Source organism: Promicromonospora thailandica, assembly GCF_024171955.1.
Lineage (GTDB): Bacteria > Actinomycetota > Actinomycetes > Actinomycetales > Cellulomonadaceae > Promicromonospora > Promicromonospora thailandica.
The window spans coordinates 230573-252052 of sequence record NZ_JAMTCS010000010.1; the positions used below are offsets into that span (position 1 = coordinate 230573).

Genomic DNA, 21480 nt, shown 5'->3' on the forward strand with positions numbered 1-21480 from the left:
TCCGTCGCTCCGCGGGTCTCGGCCCTCACGGTAGGCGGGGTGGGCGTCATTCGCCCGGGCGTGCGTGCGGCTACCCCTGCGCCGCGCCCACCCGCCGGAGCACGAGGAACTCCGTCACCCCGAAGAGGCGGACGAACGGGCGCTGACCGGCCGGGAGGTACGGCATCGCCTCCGGGCGCCCGACCACCCGGTCGGCGGCGACCCGGTGGGTGCGCCCGTCGGTCACCAGGTCCGCGGACCCGGCGGCCTCGATGTTGCGCAGCCAGTCCGTGCCGGTCCCGTAGGAGAGGATCGCGAGGAAGTCGTCGCCCATGGGCAGCACGCCGATGGGGGTCGAGTACGACGCGCCCGAACGCCGTCCGACGTGGCGCACCGCGGCGAGCGGCGATCCCTCCTTGCCGGCCTGGCGCAGCATCCGCGGGTTGTTGAACCGGCGGTTGAAACCGCGGACGACGGCGAGCCCGCGCGGGCTCTTGGTCCGCATCACGACCGTCACGGCGACCAGGACCAGGAGCGCGAGCGCCACCACGACGCCGACCGCCCACAGCACGGCGGTCATGCGTGGGCCCCGCGCGTCCGCGCGGCGAGGGCATCGAGCTTCTCCCCGAGGCTGCCGATCGCCACGGAGATGTGTCCGTGCCCGGGCTCCACGTGCACCACCGCGGCGGGCAGGTGCTCACCCAGCCACTGCCCGTGGGCCACCGGCACCATCTGGTCGGCCGTGCCGTGCCAGAGCTCGACGGGCGCCGTGACCGCGTCGAGGTCGAATCCCCAGGGGCTGGTCAGCGCGTTCAGATCCTCGAACCACCCCTCGTCGTCACGGGACAGGGCGTAGCCCATGTGGGCCGCGTTCTGCGCGCCGTACTCGCCGGCCAGGGCGGCGAGGTCGGGAGGCGGCAGCAGGGAGGCCAGCTCGGCCGACTCGCCCACGGGCTGGTCGCCGGTCACCGCGGCCGCCATCTGGCCCACGAGCGCACGCATGGCGGCCTCGCCCTGCTCGACCGTGCCGAACTGGACCACGTTCTGCGCGCCCATGCCGGCGACGTAGTCGAGACCCGCCGCGTCGAAGGGGGCGAAGGGCGCCACCAGCAGCACACCGTCGACGTCGTCCGGGGCGGCCGCCGCGCTCCCCAGGGCGTGCGGCCCGCCGGCCGACCACCCGACGACGAGGTGCCGCGCCACGCCGAGGTGCCGGAGCAGCTCGACGCCGTCGGCCCCTGTGTCCGCGACGGTGCGCCCGGGTGCCGGGCTCGACGCGCCGTACCCCGCACGCGAGTACGTGACCACCCGGTAACCGCGCTCGGTCATGGACCCGGAGACCGTCTCCATCGGGACCGCCGAACCGGGCATGCCGTGATGGAACAGGACCACGGGACCGGCGTCCGGCCCCTCCACCTCGTACTCGAGGTCGCGGCCGTCGGACAGTTGCACGAGCTGCACGGATACTCCTTCGTCGAGACGCGGTTGCCTCAGTAGACTATCTAGTCACTCTACACGTCGACATGGTTTTCGACAGACATATCGGGCGCCGCTTGACCGACCCGCCCGAGCGGGCTAACTTTATGGACTGTTCGGTCAAGAATCCTGCCACCTCCGGAGGACCCATGAACACCACCAGCGACATCCAGGCACGCCGCGAGCAGATCGCCGTCGACTACTTCCGGAGGGTGGACGCGGGCGACCCCGCCGTGACCGACCTCTTCACGCAGGACGCGGTGATGTTCTACCCGAAGTTCGGCTTCGCCCGCGGGAAGGCGCAGATCGCGGCGTTCGCACAGGGCCTCGCCCGGGGCATCGCGGAGCTCGAGCACGAGATCGAGGGATTCACCGTGATCTCGTCCGGCGACCACGTGGTGGTCGAGGGCGTGGAGCACGGGACCACGACGTCCGGGGTCACCTTTCCCGACGGCGCCTTCACCTACGGCCTGTTCTGCAACGTGTTCGAGTTCGAGGGCGACCTCATCCGGCGTGTCCACGTCTACGTGGACCCGGACTTCGCCGCCACGCACGAGGACGGCGTGGCCTGGGGACGGTCGGTGCAGGAGAGCATCGCGAACGGGTAGCACGTCCGCTCACCCGCGCCCGGCCTGTTCCACCTGTTCCGCGACGGCGGCCCGGTCGATCAGCGACCGCACCTCCGCGATGCGCCCGTCGTGGTAGCGGTAGAACACGTGCTCGGCGAACCGCAGGCGCGTCCCGCGTGGCGCGAACCCGAGGAAATCGCCCTGCGGCGCGGTGTCGAAGACGAGCCGGCAGGCCACCTGGTCGCCTGCCACGACGAGCAGGCGCGGGTCGTAGAACAGGTCGGGCGCGGCGGCGACGTCGGCAGCGATCAGGTCCCGGTACTGCTGCCGCGTGAGGCGTTCGTCGTTGTACGTCAGCTCGTCGTGCACGTGCCGCGCCAGGTCGTCGAACCTGCGCTCGTTCAGCACCGCGAGGTAGGCCAGATAGCGCGGCTCGAGGTCGTCGGTGTCGGCGGTCTCGCCGGAGTCCTCGGTCATGTCACCCTCCGCATCGTCGGACGCCACTGTAGGACCCGACACCGACACTCCCGCCGGGCCAGCCGATGTGCCGCCCTGGTCAGGCGCTGCGCGACGTGTCCGGCGAGAGCAGGCCGAGCTGCCCCGCGCGGGCGAGGGCGCTCGTCCGGCTGGACGCGTCGAGCTTGCGGTAGACCTTGCGCACCTGGGTGCGCACCGTGTTGACCGAGACGCCGTGCTCCGCGGCGATCCGGACGGGGCTGGCGCCGGCCGCCAGACCGGCGAGCACGGCCCGCTCCCGCCGGGTGAGCACGACGATCGGCCCGGAGACGGGGTGGCTGGTGTCGTCGAGGGTGTGCCGCATCCCCAGGTCCCGCGGGTCGGTGCCCGTCTCGTGGCACAGCTCGAGTACCTCCTCCCGCGGGAAGAGCGCGAACGGCGCGAGCAGCCCCTGCCGCCCGAGCTCGGCCGCCTGCGCGAATCGCGCCCGCGCGTCGTCGAGCCGGCTGGCCCGCAGCTGTGCGAGGGCGAGGACGAGCTGGAGCTCGACCGTGTCGCGCGGCGTCACCGCGGCGTCGCGCAGTGCACGCCCGGCGAGGGCCGACGCGCCCTCGTCGTCGCCGGCCAGGAGCCGCACCCGGGCCACGGGCGGCCAGAGCACCTCGCTGCCCGCCGCGGCCTCGCCCAGGGCGACCACCCGGTTGCCCTCCCCGGTCGCGGCGAGCAGCTCGGCGTGGGCGCGCAGCAGCACCGGGTGGGCACCCGGGCCGGGGCGCGCGGCCATACCGTGGGCGAAGCAGGCCGCGTCGAGGCCCAGCAGGCCTCTCGCCGACTCGCCGAAGGCCACGGCGTACGCCGCCCGGGCCGCCGCCAGGTACGGCCACAGGTCCCCCTGCTCCTCGGTCGTGCCCGCCTCGGCCAGGGCCTGCGCTGCCGCCCGGACGTCCCGCCGGTCGATCGCGAGCACCGCGCGCGCGACGACGGCGCCCAGCAGCAGGTGGTGCTCCAGCCAGGCCGGGACGGGTCCGCACTCCCGGATCCGCTCCAGCCAGGTCTCGGCCAGCGCGTGGTGGCCGCGCACGGCGGCGAGCAGGGCGAGGTTCGCGCACGCGGACGCCCCGGCGAAGTGCTGGAACGGCGGCGGGCCGGCCTGCTCGTAGGCCCGGCGGAGATGGCGCACCGCGGTGGCCGGTTCCCCCGCCAGCATGGCGGTCACGCCCCGGTTCAGGGCGATCACGCCCGGCCGGCCCACCCGGCGGTCGACGCCCCACGGCAGCGCGCCCGTGTCGTCGGTCTGGAGCAGGTGCTCCTCGACCCAGGCGCCGATCCCCTCCGCAGTGCGGTAGAGGCCGCGCGCGCGTGCCGCGTGCATGGCGAGCACGCCGGCCGCGACCGCGTCGCCGGGCCTCGTGAACGAGCGCAGCCGCTTCGACAACCGCGCGCCGTGGAGCTCGAACAGGCGCATCGCGGACCGGAGCTGGGCGTCACCGCGAGGGTCGGCGAGCTGGTAGGCGAGCACGCCCGCCATCAGCAGCCGCGGACGCCGTCCGACGACCGTGGCGGGCAGCCGTTCGAGCAGGTCCAGCAGCTCTCGGCCGAACCGGGCGGGCAGCTCGAACCACCAGTGGTCCGCGAGATCCTCGAGGGCGTCCAGATCACCGGCGGACAGAGCATTCAGCACAGCGGGAACAGCCAGATCAACGTCGTCAGACAATTCGGTGCATCCCATTTCTACCCTGGCGTCGAGACGCTTATCGGAAGGAACCAGACGCCGGACAATCCCGACATCCATCCCGTTCAAAAGCGTTTTCTGCGCGCTTTCGGCGGGAATGGATACGTGCTTTCCGATGAGTCGCCAGAACCGACTGTAAGGCATTCTGTAAACCGCTACACGAACCGCCGGTTCCTCGCCTCGTCGGTTCGTCCGACGAGGCGAGGAACCGGGTGGCTCAGCCCGCCGTCCGGCGGCGGACGACGACCAGCGTCACCACACCTGCCAGCACGAGCAGCACCGCGAGGCCCGCGGCCCAGCCGATGTCGGCGCCGGTCGAGGCCAGCGCACCACCCGGTCGGTGGTCAGGGGCTGACGGCGCCGGGGGGACCGGACCGGGGTCGACCGTGACCTCGGCCGTCGACGGCGTCGAGGTGGGCGGCGGGGTGTCCCCCGGCGGGGTGCCGGTGGCCGTCGCGGTGTTGGTCAGCTCGCCCGAGTCCAGGTCCGCCTCCGTCACCCGGTAGGTCGCCGTGCAGGTCACCGACGCACCGGGCGCCAGGTCGGCAGCCTCCTGCGGGCAGTCGACCGGGGACAGCTCACCCGTACCGGAGAAGTCCGTGTCGTCCACCGTGACGTCGGCGAGCGCCACGTTCCCGGTGTTGGTCACCTGGAAGCTGTACGTGACCTTCTGCCCCACGGTGGTGATCGTGTCGGTGTCCGAGGTCTTGACCACCTCGATGCCTGGTTCGGGCGTGGAGGGGATGTTTTCGGTCGACGGGGGCGACTCGGGCGGCGGGGTGTCGTCGCCCGGCGGCGTCCCCGTGGCCGTCGCGGTGTTGGACAGCTGACCCGACGCGAAGTCGGCCTCGGTCACCACGTAGGTCGCCGTGCAGGTGACCGACGCACCCGGCAGGAGGCTCGCCGCCCCCGCGGGGCACTCGATCGCCGACAGCTCACCCGTGCCCGAGAAGTCCGTGTCGTTGATCTCGATGTCCGTCAGGGTGACATTGCCGGTGTTGGTCACCGCGAAGCTGTAGGTGACCTCCTGGCCCGCCGCGCTGATCTCCTCGGTGTCGGAGGTCTTGACGACCTCGATGCCCGGCTCCGGGAGGCTGGGGATCTCCACGGTCGACGGGTCCGACGTCGGCGGCGGCGTGTCCCCCGGCGGGGTGCCGGTGGCCGTCGCGGTGTTGGTCAGCTCTCCGGAGTCGACGTCGTCCTGCGTGAGCACGTAGGAGGCCGTGCAGGTCAGGGAGTCCCCGGGCGCCAGAACCACGTCGGCGGGACAGGCCGGGACCGGAGCCTCGCCCGTGCCCGAGAACTCCGTCTCGTCGACGGTGACGTCGCTCAGCGGCACGTTGCCCGTGTTGGTCACCTCGAAGCTGTAGGCGATCTCCTGGCCCACCGTGTAGGAAGCCGGGTCGGACGGCGAGGCGGACTTCACCACGGACAGGTCGGGGTCGGGCGCCTCGGTCGGCGTGCTCGTCTCCGACGGCGGCGAGCCGATGGGCGTGTCCGTGCCGGGCGGCGTGCCGGTGGCGGTCGCCGAGTTCTCGACCGCGCCCGCCTCGACGTCCTCGTCCGTGACCACGTAGGGCTCGTCCGTGGCACAGGTGACCGTGTCGCCCGGCTCGATCGACGTCGCCTCGCAGGTGATTGCACCGACCTTCGGGTCGTCGATCGCCAGGTCGTCGATCGCCACGTCGCCGGTGTTCGTCACCTCGAAGGTGTAGCCGATGGTGTCACCGGTGTCCGTGACGCCGTTCTCGTTGACGTCCACGGGCTCGCCGGCCGTCTTGACGAGCTCCAGGCTCGGGTCGCCGAACGTGACGGTCGACGTGTCCGGGTAGTCCAGGCCGATCGCGGAGATGTTGTCGGGGCCGTTGGTGTACGTACCGGCCTCGTCGGAGGTCACGTCCACCGTGACGGTGCAGGAGGCCATCCCGGCGTCCAGGTTGCCCGTACCGCTCACCGACGTGGCGCCGGCCTCGGCGGTGACCACACCCGCCGGGCAGGTGGTGGCAGCCGCGGACGGGTCAGCGACGACCAGCCCCTCGGGCAGGGTGTCGGTGAACGACCAGCCCTCCTTCGCGGCCAGGTCGGTGGTGTTGGTGATCGTCAGCGTCAGCGTGGAGACGCCGCCCGTGGCCACCGACGTGGGGCTCAGCTCCTTGTCAAGCTGCGGCGTCACGTCCAGGACGCGGATGTTGTCGTAGGCACCGTCGTTGCCGGTACCGTCCCCGTTCTCGTTGCGGAGCACGATGCCGAACGAGCCGCCTGTGACGAGGCTCGAGCCGTCGGCCGGGAACCGGCCTCCGGTGACGAGGCGCGTCGTCCCGTCCTGGGTCGGGGAGGTGTACTGCGTTCCCCGGGGGTCCGTGCACGGGTCGATGGCCGTGTCGGACACCGCGATCTCGTCCCCTTCGCCGTCGACGAGGTAGAAGCGCAGCTGCGGGTGCGTGGCCTGACAGTTCTGCGCGACGGCGTCCACGGAGAAGGTCACGTACCGGCCCTCGGTCGTGAGCGTCAGCGGCTCGGCCGTACGGAACTGGACCTGGTTCGGCGTACCGCTGCCGGAGGTGTACGACGACGCGGCCGCGTTGCTCACCGGGTCGGACCCGTTGATGGTGCCGAGCGTGTAGGGCAGGGCTGTCAGCGACGTGAAGATCGCGGCGCCGAAGGAGTCCGGCTGCGACCCGCTGCAGTCTCCCGGCACGCGCGTGCTGGTCTGGTTGATGATGAAGCCGTTGCAGCCGTTGCGATCCACCCAGAACGGGTCGGCGGTGTAGGTGGTGCCGCTCGCTCCCGTGTAGTCGGTCAGGAGCACGTTCGACCCCGGCGTCCGGTTCTCGAAGTCCTCGACGAAGAGCACCTGCGGCTCGCCCGGCACGCCTGGGTTGCCCGGCGCGGCCACGGCGCTCGGCGGCGGCGTCGCGAGCGACGTGGCGACCAGGCCCGCGCCGATCAGGCTCAGCACCATCAGGGCCGCCGGAGCACGGCCACGCCGGTTCCGAACCGACCACCCTCCGGTCGTCCGCGTTGACCTTCGTACGCGCATCTGCAGTTCCCCTCGCTCACGGGCCACCCGGCCCGTATCCAGTAACGGCGAGTTCAATGCCATCCTGTCGGCGCCGGATCACCAGCGGGGAACCAAAAAATCACCAACCGTGTCATCAACTCGCTGCACTTTTTCACCCCCGCACAGCCCTGCGAACATACGGCGAGGTGACGCGCCCCCTCCGGCATGGCGGCACCTTCCCCCAGACCCGCGCCGCAGCGCGACCGGCCGGCGCTGTCGGGCGTCGGCGGTGGACTCGTCGCGTGCGACCCGTCGACTCGTGATAGTTCTTTGTCTGTCGCGAAGATCTTCTTTACCCGGTGCGCGCCGTGCGGGACACGACCGACAGCAAGGAGCGATACGTGCTGGAGCAGGGGAACGGGCTCGTCACGACCACTTCTCGTCCGGACTCGCGCAGAGTGCTGCGCACGGTGTGGACCGGCGCTGTCGCGGCGGTGACCGCGACCGGCCTGTTGTTGGCAGCCGTCCCGGGCACGCCTGGCCGCCTCGTCGCCGAGGCGGGAGAGTCGGCCACCGGACCCTCTGGCCCGTCACCCGCCGTCACGACACCCACCGTCACGACACCCCAGGACGTCACCCCGGCCCAGATCGTCGCCGTGCTGGTGCGGGCCAACCGCGAGGCGCGGGAGCAGGGGCCGGACCTGGATCCCGCCATGGCACAGGCCGCGGCCGAGCTCGGCATGCTCTACACGACCTACCAGATGCAGCAGCTCGGGACGGCCCGCCGGACCGAGGCGCTGCGCGTCCAGGACGCGCCGGTCGCGAGAGCGGCCGCCCCGCGCCCCGTGGACGACGGCAGACCCAGCAGCCCCGACGAACCGCTCACCGCCATCCCGGTGTCGCACACGCCCGGGAGGTCCGGCGAGCCGGCGGCCGACGCGCGGGCGGCCGACGAACCGGACGCGCCCGAGGCCGCCGCACCGACCGTGCCCGAGCGCCTGCCCGGCGGCACCCTGGGCGCAGTGAGCCGACGGGTCAGCTATCACGAGGTGGTGCTGGCGGCGGTTCGGCTGGCCACGCTGCTCGACGCGCCCCCGGCCACAGGCCTGGTCGAGGTAGAGCCGAGGTCGCCGTTCACGTGGACGCCGGACGCCCGCGACCAGGGCGACAGCACGCTGCGGGAGAGCCTGCTCGACACGGTCTCCGCGTTCGGGGGCTCGACCAGCGGGTATGCCAACGGTCGCATCCCTGCCGACGTGCTGTGCCCGCTGGACTTCGCCCCGGGACACCGGCTGCGCTGTGACGCCGCGGAGCGGCTGACCGTGCTGAGCGAGAAGTTCGAGCGGGAGTTCGGGCGTCCGATCCCGATCACCGACTCGTACCGCTCCTACGCGGAGCAGGTCGCCGTGGCGGGCGCCAAGCCCCACCTCGCCGCGGTCCCGGGCACGTCGAACCACGGCTGGGGACTGGCGGTGGACCTGGGCGCGCCGATCTCGAGCGGCCGGTCGGCCGAGTACACGTGGCTCCGCGTGCACGGCCCGGACCATGGCTGGGACAACCCCACCTGGGCGCGGCTCGGCGGCACGAAGCCCGAGCCGTGGCACTTCGAGTTCTTCGCGGCGGGGCCGGTACCGAACCGCGCCGTCGCCCCGTCGGACCTGCCCGCCGACGAGGCGGCCGTGGGCGCGTCGGGACCGGAGGAAGGGCCGTCAGCCCCCGACGAGGGCGCGGGCGGACAGCCCGCGACGACGCCCGCGGACCGGCCGCGCACGGAGCCGCCCGCCCAGAAGCCGACCACGCCGGGCCCGAAGCCCGCGCCGAGCCCGAAGCCGTCGCCGAGCGATCCGAAGCCGGCGGACCCGAAGCCGACCCCCAAGCCGACGCCGAAGCCGACACCGAAGCCCGTTCCGAGCCCGACGCCGACCCCGACACCGACTCCCACGCCCGCCCCGACGGAACCCGCTCCGCCGACGCCCGCACCGACGCCGACCCCCTCTCCGTCGACGTCGGCGCCGAGCGAGCCGTCGCCGGAACCGTCGGCATCCGCCCCGAGCGCACCGGCCCAGTCGCCCGCTCCGTCGACCCCGGCCTCCGCCCCTGGATCCACCTCAGCGCCGGAGCCGAGCCCGACGGCGGAGCCGTGACCGCTCGAGCTCAGCCGCGCTCGGCGCGGCGCCGCAGCACGAGCAGCACGGCGCCCGCGGCGACCAGCAGGCCCGCGAAGCCCGCCGGCTGCCTCCACCGTGATCACGTCCGGCATCGCCAGAGCGGCCCAGCGCTCCAGGTCAGGACCGGCCCCGGTGAGCTCGGCGGCGAGCAGCGTCCAGGCGGTGCCGTGGCCCACCAGGACGACGTCCCGCCCGGGGTGCTCGGCGAGGATCCGCCGCACCGCGCGGACCACTCGCGTCCGTGTCCGGTCCAGCGGCTCCCAGCCCGGGTGGGCCGACGCCCAGGGGTCCGCGAACGCCGCGCGCACCACCGACGCGAGATCCGGAACCCTGCCGGCGAGGGCGCGCGCCTGTTCCCTGAGGTCGTCCACGACCGGCACGTCCCGGCCCACCAGCAGCCGCGCCGTCCGCGCCGCCTTCGGCTCGGGCGACGTGAACCACACGGCGCCAGCCGGCCAGGGCGCCCGCGCCGCGAGCTCCGCCACGAGGTGCTCGTGCTCCGGGTCAAGAGCCCAGGTCGCGGCGGGCGCTGTCACGTCGACGACAGGGCGTCCGTGCCGCACCAAGTGGAGAACCATCGCGCGAGCCTATGCGGCGTCCCGCACAGGTCGCCCGCCGGACCCGCCCGACCCGAGCTCGTCCAGCAGCGCGGCCAGCCGCTCGGGAGCCTCCAGGTGGGCCAGGTGGCCCTGCCCGGGCAGCACGTGCACCCTCGCTCCCGGCACGCGGCGGGCCACGTCGTCGAACGTCGTGCCGTACGGCGCCTGGCCACGGTTCCGCTCGCCGACCACCAGGTCGACCCGCTCAGCGGCCCCGGCGAACGACTCCGGCCGCCCGGCCTCGTTGATCGCGTGCGTCTCCGCGTAGGCCGGGGCGCTGAGCCGCAGCAGCTGAGCCCACACCTCGTCCTGCGAGCGCAGTGACTCGATCCGGTCGGCGCCCATGCCGGTGACCCTGCCGAGCACCGTCTCGACGATCGCCTCCGCGTCTCCGGCGTCCTGCGCGCGCCGGAGGTCGGGCAGTGCCGGCGCCCCGAACGGCGCCATGACCGGCTCGTAGGCGATCAGGTGCGGCACGCGGAGGGTGGCGGCCAGCTGGAGCGCGATCAGGCCGCCGTAGCTCCATCCGAAGAGCGTGCGGACGTCGCTGAACCCGCGCAGCACGGTCGCGGCGTCCTCGATCTCCGCCCCGAGCGAGTACTGGTCCGTCAGCGGACCCGAGGGCTGGCGGCCCCGCCGGTTGACGACCACGACGGTCGGCCAGCCGCGGAGGTCGCGCGCCACCCCTCCCCATTCTGCGGCGTCCGCCATCGCGCCCGGGATGACGACGAGCGCGGGCGCGTCCGGTTCCCCGTAGACGTCGATGCTCACGCTGCTGCCCTCGACCGGGACCAGTTTCTGAATCGTTCGCTCCATAATCGGATTATGGAGCGGACGCTCTACAATCGTCAACATGACCGAGACCGCCGCAGGCAGGCCGCGTTCGTTCGACCGGGACGCCGCCCTGCGTGACGCCGCGCACCTGTTCTGGCGCCACGGGTTCTCCGGCACGTCGACTAGGATGCTCGCCACCACGCTGGGAATCTCGACATCGAGCCTGTACAACGCGTTCGGCAGCAAGGCCGAGCTGTTCGACGAAGCCGTGCGCACCTACGCGCGGCGGTACAGCGCGATCTACGAACGGGCCGTGGCCGAGACGTCGATCGCGCGCGTGCTCGAGCGGGTGCTGCTCGACTCGGTCGACGAGTTCAGCCGCACCGACCAGGGCCACCCGGGCTGCCTCACGAGCAGCGCGGTCATGGCCGACACCTCCACGACCCTCGACGTGCGCACCTATGTCATGGAGCTGCAGCGCTCCGACGAGTCGCGGCTTCGCGCACGGATCGAGCAGGCCGTCCGCGAGGGAGACATGGCGCCGACCACCGACGCCGCGGCAGTCTCGGAGCTCGTCCAGACGCTGTGGCACGGCCTGTCGGAACGCGCCGAGCTGGGGGCCGGCCGGGAGGAGCTGCGCGACACCGCGCGCTTCGCGCTGGAGCTCCTCCGTCGCGGCGCCACCGGGGACCGTCCTGCCGACCCAGGCCGCACCCGGCTCAGCCCCCGGTGAGCAAGGGCACCAGGTAGACGACCGAGAACGCCTCGTAGAGCGCGAAGACCACGAGCAGCGCGAGCGCCGGCAGGCTCAGCACGCCGAGCTGACGCAGCCCGGTCACGTAGGCCCGCCGACGACTCCCGGCGCCGACCACCCGGGGCCGGATCCACGCCCTGCCCAGGAGATACACACCGAGCGCGAGCAGTACGTAGGCCTGGACCTCCATGACCACGGTGAGCGAGTGCGGTACGAGCACCAGCCACCCGTCGCGGTCGACCGGAGCGAGCACCAGGCCGACCGTGAACAGGGTGTAGACGTACCAGACGATGCCCGCGAACGGCACGATCATCGACGGCAGGACGAGGTTGAGCAGGCCGGCCCGGAGCGCGTTGTTGGCCAGGATGACGAGGGCGAACAGCCACGGGTTCTGGAGCAGGGACCGCACCTGGTCGGCCGTGCCGCCGCTCTCGAGGGACTCGGTCTGCGCGGCCGTCAGGCCCGGGAAGAGCAGGCCGACTCCGAAGCCGACGAGGAGCGAGCCGTACAGGACCGCGTTCAGGGCGAGATACGCGCGACGGTTCGCCTGGATGGTGTCGAGCGCGCGCCGGAAGAGCCGCCTGTCGTTTCGTAGCATGACCATGCCAACAAAAGTAGCACGGTGATGCCACGAAGGAACGCGGCGTCGCACGTCGCTGGACGATGCGTAAAGAATCCTGGACCTTGGGCTATGGATCTCCCCGGTGGTGTCCCGCAAGATCGATGGCGCAGGGGACGAATACGAACGCGGCCCGGATCCCGGGCGAGGAAGGCAGTGATGTCCGACGTCATCGAGCGCGAGCTGTACGGCAAGACCGCCTTGGTCACTGGTTCCACCTCCGGCATCGGCCGGGCGACGGCGTACGCACTCGCCGCGCGGGGTGCCGTGGTCGTGGTGACCGGCCGCGACGCCCAGCGGGGTGCACAGGTGGTCAAGCAGATCGAGGCCGACGGCGGAACCGCCCGCTTCGTCGCGGCCGACCTGACCGACCAGGCAGACGTGACCCGGCTGATCCGCGAGGCCGGAGAGGTGGACATCCTGGTGAACAGCGCCGCGGCGGCGAGCTTCGGGCCCAGCGCGAGCATCACCCCGGAGCAGTACGACGCGATGCTCGACGGCAACGTGCGGGCCATCTACCTGCTGACGGCGGCGCTGGCCTCGAAGATGGCCGCGCGGGGTGGCGGGAGCGTGATCAACATCAGCAGCGGGGCTGCCGTCGTCGGCGACTTCAACAACGCGGTCTACGCTGCCACCAAGGGGGCGGTGAACTCCCTGACCCGCGCCTGGGCCGCCGAGTACGGCCCTGCCGGCGTGCGCGTCAACGTGGTCGCACCCGGCCCCGTCTACACCAGCGCGCCTGCCGAGTATCTCGACCGGTACATCTCCCTCATCCCGCTGCGTCGCGTCGCCCGGCCCGAGGACATCAGCGAGGTGATCGCCTTCCTCGCCGGGCCCGGAGCCTCGTACATGAACGGGGCGATCATCCCGGTGGACGGCGGCCTCACGGCCGTCGAGCCGCCCAAGCCGCCACTCGCCGTCTGACGGACCTCGCTGAGGTAGTCACCACACGACTGCCTCAGCAAGGTGTCCGTGCCGCCGGATTGCAGACCATGCCGATATCGCGACAGCGGCGGAGCAAGATCTATAGTCTCGTGCCGCTAGATTCTTATCTATCGTCCAGGAGGCGTTGCCCATGCTCGGCTTTCGGGACCCAGTGGCGGATGCGATCAGCCTGCTCGAGCCCCGCACGGTGATCGGGCCCAACCTGCGGGCCGTGGGTGAGTGGGCGCTGCGCTTCGACACGTTCCTGCACGTGCGGATCGGTGGTCTTGTGCGCGGCACGTGCTGGCTGATCCTCGAGGGGCACGAGCCGGTGCTGCTGCATGCGGGTGACACCTTCATGCTGGGCAACCCGCCGCCCTACGTGCTGGCCAGCACGCTCGACGCGACCCCGCGCCCTGCGGAGCCGGTGTGGGCGGGAGCCGACGACGGGCTCGTGCGGATCGGCCAGGAGTCCGAGGACGACCTCTACCTCTGCGTCGGGCACATCGGGTTCGACGAGCAGAACGCGGCGCTCCTGACCGACCTTCTGCCGCCGCTGGTGGTCGTGCGTGCGGCTGACCCTCGGGGCCTGGAGCTCGGGCAGCTGATCGCGCTCCTGGCGGCCGAGGTCAGGGTGGCCGCCGCGGGTGGCCCGCTGGTGCAGAACCACCTCGCACAGGTCCTGCTCGTGCACATGCTGCGTGCGCACGCCGGCCAGACCGACCGCCCCACCGGCTGGCTGGGCGCCCTGAACGACGACGGGATCGGCACCGCCCTACGCGCCGTGCACGCGGACGTGGCACACTCCTGGACGCTCAACGAGCTCGCCGAGATGAGCCACATGTCGCGTTCCGCGTTCGCCCAGTCCTTCAAGAAGCACGTCGGGGTACCACCCCTGGAGTACCTGATCCAGTGGCGCATGAGCCTCGCGCGGGACGCCCTGGCCCGCGACACGATGTCGATCTCGGAGCTCGCACGGGCCACGGGCTACCAGTCCGAGAGCGCGTTCAGCACCGCATTCCGCCGCGTGGTCGGCTCATCGCCCAGGCAGTTCCGCAACCTGGCACGGAAACCGGAGCCGGCGTCGGCAGGCTCTGCGGTGAGCCCGCCCTGACCGACGCCATCCGCCGGGCATCGGATCGACTTCTACCGGGTCCGGACCGCCGCACATGGCCGCAGCCCGTTGCGCCGGCCGCCCAAGGAGGGAGGCCCCGACCGTGAGGTCGGGGGTGGCGTCCGTGATGCTCGCGAAGTTCGCGATCCCCTGTTTGCGCCGGACGCGCGCGGGCCGTCATCTGGACGATACGTAAAGTATCCCGGACTGTTCGCTATGGATATCACCACGCTGGTCCCCCAGTATCGATGGAGCAGGGGAAGTTCTCAGCACACGGGTACAGCCCGGATGCCCAGCAAGAGAGGTAGTGATGTCCGAGTTCAACACGCGTGATCTCATCCGTGCGCACGGTCAGCCAGGCGTTCACGAGGATGCCGCCGACGACGACCCTGTTGTGTCGTCTCGGTTCGAGGTCTTCCCCACGGCCCAGACGTTTGGTGTCTGCAGCCTGGATGGAGTGTGCTCCTGATGGCGGGCGAGTCGTTCGGCTCGGCCGCCCGCAAGCTGGTCGTGGACGTGTGGAGCGATGTCGTGTGCCCGTTCTGCTACATGGGCGAGACCCTCCTTGACCAGGCGCTGGAGAAGTTTCCGCACTCCTCGCACGTCACGGTGCGATACCACAGCTTCCTGCTGGCGCCGGAGATGGCCGAGGGCGATGCCCCGATCAGCCCGGCCGACCACATCGCGACCAAGCACGGCATGTCGCGGGCGCAGGCACTGAAGGTGCTCGAGGGCGTCACGGAGCGCGCGGCACGGCTCGGCCTGGAATACCGGCTCGACCGTGCCCAGGGCGTGAGCACGCGCACGGCGCACCAGCTCAGCCACTTCGCCGCTGCGCAGGGCAAGCAGCGCGAGATGATCCGGCGCCTGTTCCGGGCGTACTTCACCGAGGGCGCCCTCCTGTCCGACCACCAGGTGCTGGCGGACCTCGCCGCAGAGGTGGGCCTGGACCGCGCGTCCGCGCTCGCCGCCCTGGACAGCGGCGAGTTTGTCGACGCCGTCCAGGCCGACCTACGCCAGGCCCGGGAGTACGGGATCAACGGCGTGCCGTTCTTCGTGTTCGCCGGCAAGTACGCCGTCTCCGGAGCGCAGCCGGTGGAGCAGTTGTTGCGGGTGCTGGACACGAGCTGGAACGAGACGCAGGCGGTAGCCACGCGGTGAGTTCGAAGCGGCCGTCGCGCGGAGTACGTCGAGGGCATCCGCAGGGCTGCCCTCGACACACTCCGCGCGGGCGGGCTGAGCAGCCCGCCGCCTCGCAGACAGGGTCCGCAGAGGCGCGGTGTTGCTGATTCTGGTCATTCGCCGCTGTGCTCCGCGCGGGGCGGCGGGCTCTGCCTCGAGGTGACGTCGTGGCGCGGGCCCCTGGCCGTCGACCCGGTCGCGGCGAGGTCCTGCACGACGTCCCAGTGCTCGACGATGCGACCGCTCTCCAGACGGAAGATGTCGACGATCACCACCGGGTCGGACGCCCAGCCGTAGACGATGCTGTGGGTGAAGACAAGATCATCCTGGGCCGCGATGCGCTGTAGATCCCAGGAGGATCCGCGCAGGCCGAGCGCAGCGGGGCGGAGCATCCCGAGGCCATCGGGCGCCTGAGCGCCGCGGTCTGCATGGAGCTGGGCCCCAGAGCGGTCCACGGCGACACGGTCTCTCTCGGCGAAGAGCTCTCGCATCGCGGTGAGCACGATCTCGGTGTTGCGCTCTGACTGGTCACTCCCGATCGCCCTGTGGTCGGTGCCGGCGAGGTCGGTCACCTCGGTGATGGTCCCGGTGAAGTTGTACAGGGTGCCGTCAACGGTCACGTTGGCGTACACCGTCGCGTTCAGGAGATCCACCACGTGGGTCACCGTCGTGCCGCACGCCTCGGTCCACGAGTTCAGGTAGACGCCGTCGCGGATCTCCTTCAGATCGAGCGTCACGGTCTCGGCATGGCCGTTCGGCGTCAGCCCGCCGCCTTCCTCCACGACGAAGCTGCCGTGCGACGATGACCTGAAGCTGAACCGTACCCTCAGCCATCCCATGTCGAACCTGTAGGTCCTGCCGACCATCGGCACGGTCATGGCGGTCCATCCTCTCGATGCCAGCAGCTCCGGAACTGAGGTGATGCACGCTGCAGAGCGGACGCCCGCGCTGCCCGGTGCAGATCGGCTCCGCGCTGAGCCGGACGACGTCGGCCCAGAGGCTCTCGAGCCGACGGTTCGGCCAGCGGCCTGGACCGGTACGCGGTAGTGCCGCGGGCGCTCGTTCAGCTCGCCGACACCGCCGGCCATGACCAGAGTACGAATTACCAGATGTTGATGTATGAGTCGGTAGAACCGTGAACCGCGGTGGAGATGATGCTGGAGACGAGCATCCGGCCACGAGCCCGGTTCGGCTGCTGCACGCCCAGCCGCCGATCACACGGAAGATCATGCCTCGCACGCCCTACTCCTCCCCTGCGGCTTGCCGGCGTGTGAGCAGGAGTGTGGCGACGAGCGAGCCGATCAGGTCCAGCCGGGACCAGTGCGCTTCACCGGCCGGAGCGGAGATCCCGATGATGTTCACCAAGAGCCCCACCGCGACTCTCCAGGTCTGACCAACCAGCCGTACATGAGGTATTGCACCATGGACCGTCTCCTATTCGGCCGATAAGCCGCCCAGGACGGTGTCGGAGCCACTAGCACGGCGTGATAGCCGGACACTAGCACGCCGTGTTAGTCGGCTGAGGCCGGTGCATCCAACAGACTGGAGCGGCGTTGACCAGTTCTCGGGAGAGGGCGCTGAAGGCGGCCGTCGGCATGATCGCAGAAGACATGGCGGCGACCCTCAGCGTCCGGGCGGTAGCCGCGCGCGCTCGTGTGAGCACAGGATTGGTCGCCGATGCACGTGCCGGTCCAGTTGAGCGGATCTACCAGTGCACAGAGGTTCTCGGAGAGTGCGTCAACCAGACCGGGCAGACCACTGGACGTTACCAACCCTGTGACGAGGGCATCCGCAGGACAGGCCCTAGCACCCGCGCTGGACCCGGACGAGTGCGGGAGAACCGGAGGAGGTGCCGGACAGCGCAGTCGTCCCACCCGCTATCCGCGCTGACCTCGATGACGAGCGGCTCCACCAGCGTCAGGTCGAGATCATCGTGCGCGGTGCTGAACCGTCCGAGCGCTGACGCAGGCGGCCGGGTCGGCCCGGGACGCCCCCACCGGCCCTGCACACGACGTCGACCGCCGTGCGCCGCTTGAGCTTCATCCTGATCTGCACCAACTTGTAGCGCGACCGCCGACAGACCTGATGTGCATCGGCTCGAGCGGTTGCTGGGACCCGGGTGGAGAGCGCTACTGGACGTGCCGTAGCACCGTCGTCAGCTGCCAGTCGACGGTGCTGTGATCGATCGTCGAGTGGACGGGAGAGTTCCCCATCTCTCTCATGATCCCCGAGGCGCCCCGCTCGGCATGGGGGCGGCTGTCGTAGGCGACGATGTCGACGACGGTGCCGTCGTCGCGTTGCACGATCCGCCGCCACAGGAAACCTGGCTGCCGCCTCAGGTAGTCGTCTATGTCGGCGTTGGCCGCCACGAAGTCAGCGGCGGTCAGACCCGGTGCCGGTCGAAGAGTGGTGATCTCGAGTGCTTCCGTCATGTCGCCCTTCCAGTGGTGCCGTCTCGGCGGACGGCAGCTCCAGCGTGGGCCGAGGCGCGAGGCCGAGGAAGGCCGTGCGAGCCTAGGTGTGCGGCACCCTGGCAGGTTCGGCGCCGGGATTTGCGGTCATGGAGGCGAGGTACGCGACGGCCTCCTCACTACGGCTTCGGCGAGCAGGCGTGCCGACCAGCAGCTGCTGGCCCGGGGCGTCGTGCGCGTCGAACGTCTGGTAGGTCAGCTCGATCCGGCCCACGTCGGGATGCACGAACACCTTGTACGCGCGCTTGAGGCCACCGACTCTGTGGTCGTCCCACAGCGTCCGGAACTCGGCGGAGCGTGCCCCGAGCTCGTCGACGACAGCGGCGATGTCCTGGTCGCCTGGATAAAGACCCGCGTTGAGCCGCAGCGCGTGCACCGTCGCCGAGGTCACCACAGGCCACTCGGCGAAGACGGTCCTCGCGGCCGGGTGTGTGAACAGGACGCGTGGCATGTTCCGCTCGGGAGCGAACGGTGAGAGCAGCATGTCCGCGACCGCGTTGGTCGCGAGCACGTCGAACGCCGGACCGAGCACGTACGCCGCCGCGTGTGGAAACGCGTGCAGCAGGTCGAGCAGGTCCGGATGCACGAGGCCGTCCGCCATCGCGCGCGCAGCGCCGGGGCCAAGGCCGGCCAGGCGATGGAGATGACCTTGAGCGTCCGGGCCGAGGCGCAGCGCCCGGCCGATCGCGTCGATCACCTGCGGTGAGGGGTTGCGCTCACGCCCTTGCTCGAGCCGGGTGTAGTAGTCGGCGCTCACCCCGGCGAGCACCGCGACCTCCTCACGTCGCAGTCCTGTGACCCGACGCCCGGGGCCCCCATGAGGAAGCCCGACGTCCTCCGGACTCAGACGTGCCCGATGCGCGCGCAGGAACGCGGCGAGCTCGTTGTCAGGGGTGGGCATGACCACGAGGTTACCTGGGCGCGCGAGGCTCGGTGTGGCACACCCTGGATGGCACGGCCTTCCTCGCCGGCCCGCCGACCGCTGAGGTAGCACCATGAACAGCACCACCGGCACCAAGACTGTCCTGATCACCGGAGCCAGCAGCGGCATCGGCGAGGCCACCGCTCGGCGAATGGCCGCACTCGGCCACAACCTCGTCATCGGTGCCCGGCGCACCGATCGGCTCGCGGCGTTGGCTGTCGACCTTCGCGCGGAAGGAGCAGCCGTGACACCGGTCGAGCTCGACGTGACCCGACGTGAGTCGGTCCGAGCCTTCGCCGAAACCGCCTACACCGAGCACGGCCGCATCGACGTCCTGATCAACAACGCCGGCGTCATGCCCCTCTCCCCTCTCGCCGACCTCCGTGTCGCGGACTGGGAGCAGATGATCGACGTCAACCTGCGCGGGGTGCTCTACGGCATCGCGGCCGTGCTGCCCCAGTTGCGGGAGCAGGGCGGCGGGCACATCGTCAACGTGTCCTCGGTGTCGGGCCACCGCGTCGATCCGACGTCCGCGGTCTACAGCGCCACGAAGTTCGCCGTCGCCGCACTCTCCGAGGGGCTGCGGCAGGAAAGCGAGAACATCCGCGTCACCGTCGTCAGCCCGGGCTTCACGCGCACCGAGCTGACCGCACGCGGGGGCGCCGCAGAGGCGCGAGAGGCGGCACGGGCCGCCACGGAGGCGCTGGCGATCCCCGCGTCAGCGATCGCCGACGCCATCGGTTACGCGATCGGTCAGCCGTCGGATGTCGACGTCAACGAGGCCGTCGTCCGCCCGGCCAGGCAGCGCTGACGGAGGTCTCGCGATGGATCGGTCCCCCGTCACATGGCCGGTGCGTGCACAGCATGCCCCGCCCGCTGCGCGCGACTTCATCCGCCGGTCACCCGTTCTCCGGCGGATACTGGGGGGATGAGGACCGACAACGCCCTACGGGACTTCCTGACGTCGCGCCGTGCGGCGCTCGAGCCCGAGGACGTCGGGCTGCCTGCGGCGATCTCCGCACGGCGGGTGCGCGGCCTGCGCCGCGAGGAGGTCGCGATCCTGGCCGGCGTGAGCGTGGACTACTACGTCAAGCTGGAGCAGGGGCGCGTCGGGAACGTCTCCGAGCAGGTGCTCGAGTCGGTCGAGCGCGCACTGCGCCTCGATCGCCTGGAGCGGTTGCACCTGCGTGCGCTCCTCAACCCCAACAGCATCCACACCCGGCGGATCCCGCCGATCACGATGCGAGCTCGGCCGGCGCTGATCGCGATGATCGAGGCGCTCGATCCCGCTCCGGCGGTGATCCATGGGCCGCACCTGGAAGTGCTCGGGATCAACCGGGCGGCCACGCTCCTGCTGGACGACTTCGCAGGCATGCCGTCCGACGAGCGGAACATGGCCCGCTGGATGTTTCTCAGCCCGCGGGCCAGGGTCGTGTACCGGAACTGGGAGGACATCGCGCCCCAGATGGTGGCGATCCTGCGCAATGCCGCTGCCGCAGGGGCCAACGAGTATCTGTCAGCTCTCGTCGACCACCTCACCGCGGCGTCGCAGGACTTCGCGCGGTTCTGGGCCGACTACCAGCTGTTCGAGCACACGCACGGCGTGAAGCTCTTCTTCAACGAAGCAGTGGGTGACCTGCGGCTCAACTACGAGGCGCTACCACTACCGGCCGACAACGGTCAGACCGTCATCGTGTACAGCGCCGACCGCGGCTCGCCGTCGGCGGAGAAGCTGCTCCTCATGTCGGGCCGGACGCCGGCCGAGAAACCCGTACCTGCTCCGCTGTGACGGTCGGTACGCAACGCCGGGTGGGGTGAGCGAGGCGCGCTCGCTCACCCCACCCGGCCGTTCGCGCTAGCGTGCCGGCGTGGCGACGTCGTCGTGGTCGGTGGAGACGGCGACCTCGCGCCATGCGTCGAGCTCTGTCTGCACGGCCACGAGCTTTGCCTCGACCGAGGCCACACAGTCCGAGCCGAGCTGCAGTCGCAGCGGGGCCCGGCCGGAGTCGATCGCGGACACGATCGCGAGGCCGGCCTTGACCGGGTCACCAGGCTGACCGTGGTTGACCTGCTCTGCGGTCATCCGCATCGCTCCCGCCGGCCCCTCGGCGTAGTCCTCGACCGCAGTAGTCACCCGGTGCAGGCTCGACGAGTCGAGGAAGTCGGTGCGGAAATACCCGGGCTCGACCAGCGTGACGCCGATCCCGAGGGGTGCCAGCTCCAGGGCCATCGTCTCAGAGAAACCCTCGACGGCGAACTTCGTCGAAGCGTAGACACCCCACCCAGCGGAGCCCACGAAGCCGCCGACCGAGGACACGTTGACGACGTGACCCGACCGCTGCGCGCGCAGGACCGGCAGCACCGCGCGGGTCACGGTCAGGACGCCGAACACGTTGGTGTCGTACACCGCGCGGACCTCCGCGTCGCTCGCCTCTTCGACCGCGCCCAGCAGCCCACGCCCGGCGTTGTTGACCAGGACGTCGATGCGGCCAAAGGCCTCGACGCCGGCTTCGACGGCGGCCTGGACCTGCGCCTCGTCGGTGACGTCCAACGCCACCGACAGTAGCCGTTCTCCCGCATCGGGAAAGGCAGCGCGCACGGTTCGCGGGTCGCGGGCAGCGGCGACCACGCTGTGCCCGCTCGCCAGAGCGGCGCGAGCGATCTCCGCACCCAGGCCACGGGACGCGCCCGTGACGAACCAGACTGCCATGGCAGATCTCCTCATGAATGTCGTCGTGCT

At 71.1% G+C, this 21480-nt stretch carries 19 protein-coding genes and 1 pseudogene; 8 read left to right on the plus strand and 12 right to left on the minus strand.

The features are described from left to right. Nucleotides 1–70: 70 nt before the first annotated feature. The gene (locus APR03_RS17200; protein ID WP_253837541.1) at nt 71–559 is read right to left on the minus strand and encodes a nitroreductase family deazaflavin-dependent oxidoreductase; all 489 of its coding nucleotides are present in this window, start codon (nt 557–559) and stop codon (nt 71–73) included. Next, complete coding sequence (locus APR03_RS17205) at nt 556–1440, minus strand: alpha/beta fold hydrolase (protein ID WP_253837542.1); 885 nt, start codon at nt 1438–1440, stop codon at nt 556–558. The genes APR03_RS17200 and APR03_RS17205 overlap by 4 nt, the downstream gene beginning before the upstream one ends. Nucleotides 1441–1604: 164 nt before the next feature. Here APR03_RS17205 and APR03_RS17210 point away from each other — a divergent pair, with 164 nt between their 5' ends. Continuing rightward, nucleotides 1605–2063, plus strand: coding sequence for a nuclear transport factor 2 family protein (locus APR03_RS17210; RefSeq protein ID WP_253837544.1), 459 nt, complete (start codon nt 1605–1607; stop codon nt 2061–2063). A 9-nt stretch (nt 2064–2072) separates the two neighbouring features. Here the strand turns inward: APR03_RS17210 and APR03_RS17215 are convergent, their stop codons facing one another. The 3 genes from APR03_RS17215 to APR03_RS17225 all read right to left on the minus strand — a co-directional run bounded on the left by APR03_RS17215 (nt 2073) and on the right by APR03_RS17225 (nt 7174). Then, nucleotides 2073–2501 (minus strand): ester cyclase, encoded by a 429-nt coding sequence (locus APR03_RS17215; protein WP_253837546.1) that lies wholly within the window; start codon nt 2499–2501, stop codon nt 2073–2075. Nucleotides 2502–2580: 79 nt separating this feature from the next. Beyond that, a complete protein-coding gene (locus APR03_RS17220) occupies nt 2581–4161 on the minus strand; it encodes a helix-turn-helix transcriptional regulator (RefSeq protein ID WP_253837548.1) in 1581 nt (526 codons plus the stop codon). Nucleotides 4162–4429: 268 nt separating this feature from the next. Next, the gene (locus APR03_RS17225; protein WP_253837550.1) at nt 4430–7174 is read right to left on the minus strand and encodes a CLIPPER-2 domain-containing protein; all 2745 of its coding nucleotides are present in this window, start codon (nt 7172–7174) and stop codon (nt 4430–4432) included. A gap of 440 nt (nt 7175–7614) precedes the next feature. On the opposite strand from APR03_RS17225, the gene APR03_RS17230 reads away from it, so the two are divergent. Beyond that, nucleotides 7615–9357, plus strand: coding sequence for a M15 family metallopeptidase (locus APR03_RS17230; RefSeq protein ID WP_253837552.1), 1743 nt, complete (start codon nt 7615–7617; stop codon nt 9355–9357). A gap of 131 nt (nt 9358–9488) precedes the next feature. Here the strand turns inward: APR03_RS17230 and APR03_RS25465 are convergent. Both APR03_RS25465 and APR03_RS17235 read right to left on the minus strand, forming a co-directional pair. Next, a pseudogene (locus tag APR03_RS25465) lies at nt 9489–9959 on the minus strand (histidine phosphatase family protein); the annotation flags it as partial. Nucleotides 9960–9968: 9 nt separating this feature from the next. Further along, on the minus strand, nt 9969–10796 hold the full coding sequence (locus tag APR03_RS17235; RefSeq protein ID WP_253837554.1) for an alpha/beta fold hydrolase: 828 nt from the start codon (nt 10794–10796) through the stop codon (nt 9969–9971). 37 nt (nt 10797–10833) lie between these two features. On the opposite strand from APR03_RS17235, the gene APR03_RS17240 reads away from it, so the two are divergent. Beyond that, nucleotides 10834–11487 carry a TetR/AcrR family transcriptional regulator gene (locus tag APR03_RS17240; protein ID WP_253837556.1) on the plus strand — a complete coding sequence of 218 codons (654 nt, stop codon included), beginning with the start codon at nt 10834–10836 and terminating at the stop codon, nt 11485–11487. On the opposite strand, the gene APR03_RS17245 is transcribed toward APR03_RS17240, so the two are convergent. Continuing rightward, nucleotides 11474–12112 (minus strand): stage II sporulation protein M, encoded by a 639-nt coding sequence (locus APR03_RS17245; RefSeq protein WP_253837558.1) that lies wholly within the window; start codon nt 12110–12112, stop codon nt 11474–11476. The two genes, APR03_RS17240 and APR03_RS17245, sit on opposite strands and share 14 nt — an antisense overlap. A gap of 174 nt (nt 12113–12286) precedes the next feature. Between APR03_RS17245 and APR03_RS17250 the strand changes: the two genes are divergently transcribed. The 3 genes from APR03_RS17250 (at nt 12287) to APR03_RS17260 (ending at nt 15326) form a co-directional block, all read left to right on the plus strand. Continuing rightward, nucleotides 12287–13051, plus strand: a complete 765-nt coding sequence (locus APR03_RS17250; RefSeq protein ID WP_253837560.1) for an SDR family NAD(P)-dependent oxidoreductase — start codon at nt 12287–12289, stop codon at nt 13049–13051. A gap of 151 nt (nt 13052–13202) precedes the next feature. Further along, nucleotides 13203–14165 (plus strand): AraC family transcriptional regulator, encoded by a 963-nt coding sequence (locus APR03_RS17255; protein WP_253837562.1) that lies wholly within the window; start codon nt 13203–13205, stop codon nt 14163–14165. 468 nt (nt 14166–14633) lie between these two features. Continuing rightward, nucleotides 14634–15326: a DsbA family oxidoreductase gene (locus tag APR03_RS17260; protein WP_253837563.1), complete on the plus strand. Its 693-nt coding sequence runs from the start codon at nt 14634–14636 to the stop codon at nt 15324–15326. Nucleotides 15327–15460: 134 nt separating this feature from the next. Here the strand turns inward: APR03_RS17260 and APR03_RS17265 are convergent, their stop codons facing one another. The 3 genes from APR03_RS17265 to APR03_RS17275 form a co-directional block, all read right to left on the minus strand. Beyond that, nucleotides 15461–16225 (minus strand): nuclear transport factor 2 family protein, encoded by a 765-nt coding sequence (locus APR03_RS17265; protein WP_253837564.1) that lies wholly within the window; start codon nt 16223–16225, stop codon nt 15461–15463. 1251 nt (nt 16226–17476) lie between these two features. Then, nucleotides 17477–17779, minus strand: coding sequence for a hypothetical protein (locus APR03_RS17270; protein ID WP_253837565.1), 303 nt, complete (start codon nt 17777–17779; stop codon nt 17477–17479). Between the two features lie 82 nt (nt 17780–17861). After that, complete coding sequence (locus APR03_RS17275) at nt 17862–18920, minus strand: helix-turn-helix transcriptional regulator (protein WP_443703137.1); 1059 nt, start codon at nt 18918–18920, stop codon at nt 17862–17864. On the opposite strand from APR03_RS17275, the gene APR03_RS17280 reads away from it, so the two are divergent. Together APR03_RS17280 and APR03_RS17285 are read left to right on the plus strand one after the other, a co-directional pair. Then, nucleotides 18814–19551, plus strand: coding sequence for an SDR family oxidoreductase (locus APR03_RS17280; RefSeq protein ID WP_253837566.1), 738 nt, complete (start codon nt 18814–18816; stop codon nt 19549–19551). The two genes, APR03_RS17275 and APR03_RS17280, sit on opposite strands and share 107 nt — an antisense overlap. A 117-nt stretch (nt 19552–19668) precedes the next feature. Continuing rightward, entirely contained in the window at nt 19669–20529 is an 861-nt protein-coding gene (locus APR03_RS17285; RefSeq protein WP_253837567.1) for a helix-turn-helix transcriptional regulator, read from the plus strand. 66 nt (nt 20530–20595) lie between these two features. On the opposite strand, the gene APR03_RS17290 is transcribed toward APR03_RS17285, so the two are convergent. Further along, nucleotides 20596–21465 carry an oxidoreductase gene (locus tag APR03_RS17290; protein ID WP_308216511.1) on the minus strand — a complete coding sequence of 290 codons (870 nt, stop codon included), beginning with the start codon at nt 21463–21465 and terminating at the stop codon, nt 20596–20598. Nucleotides 21466–21480: the final 15 nt, after the last annotated feature.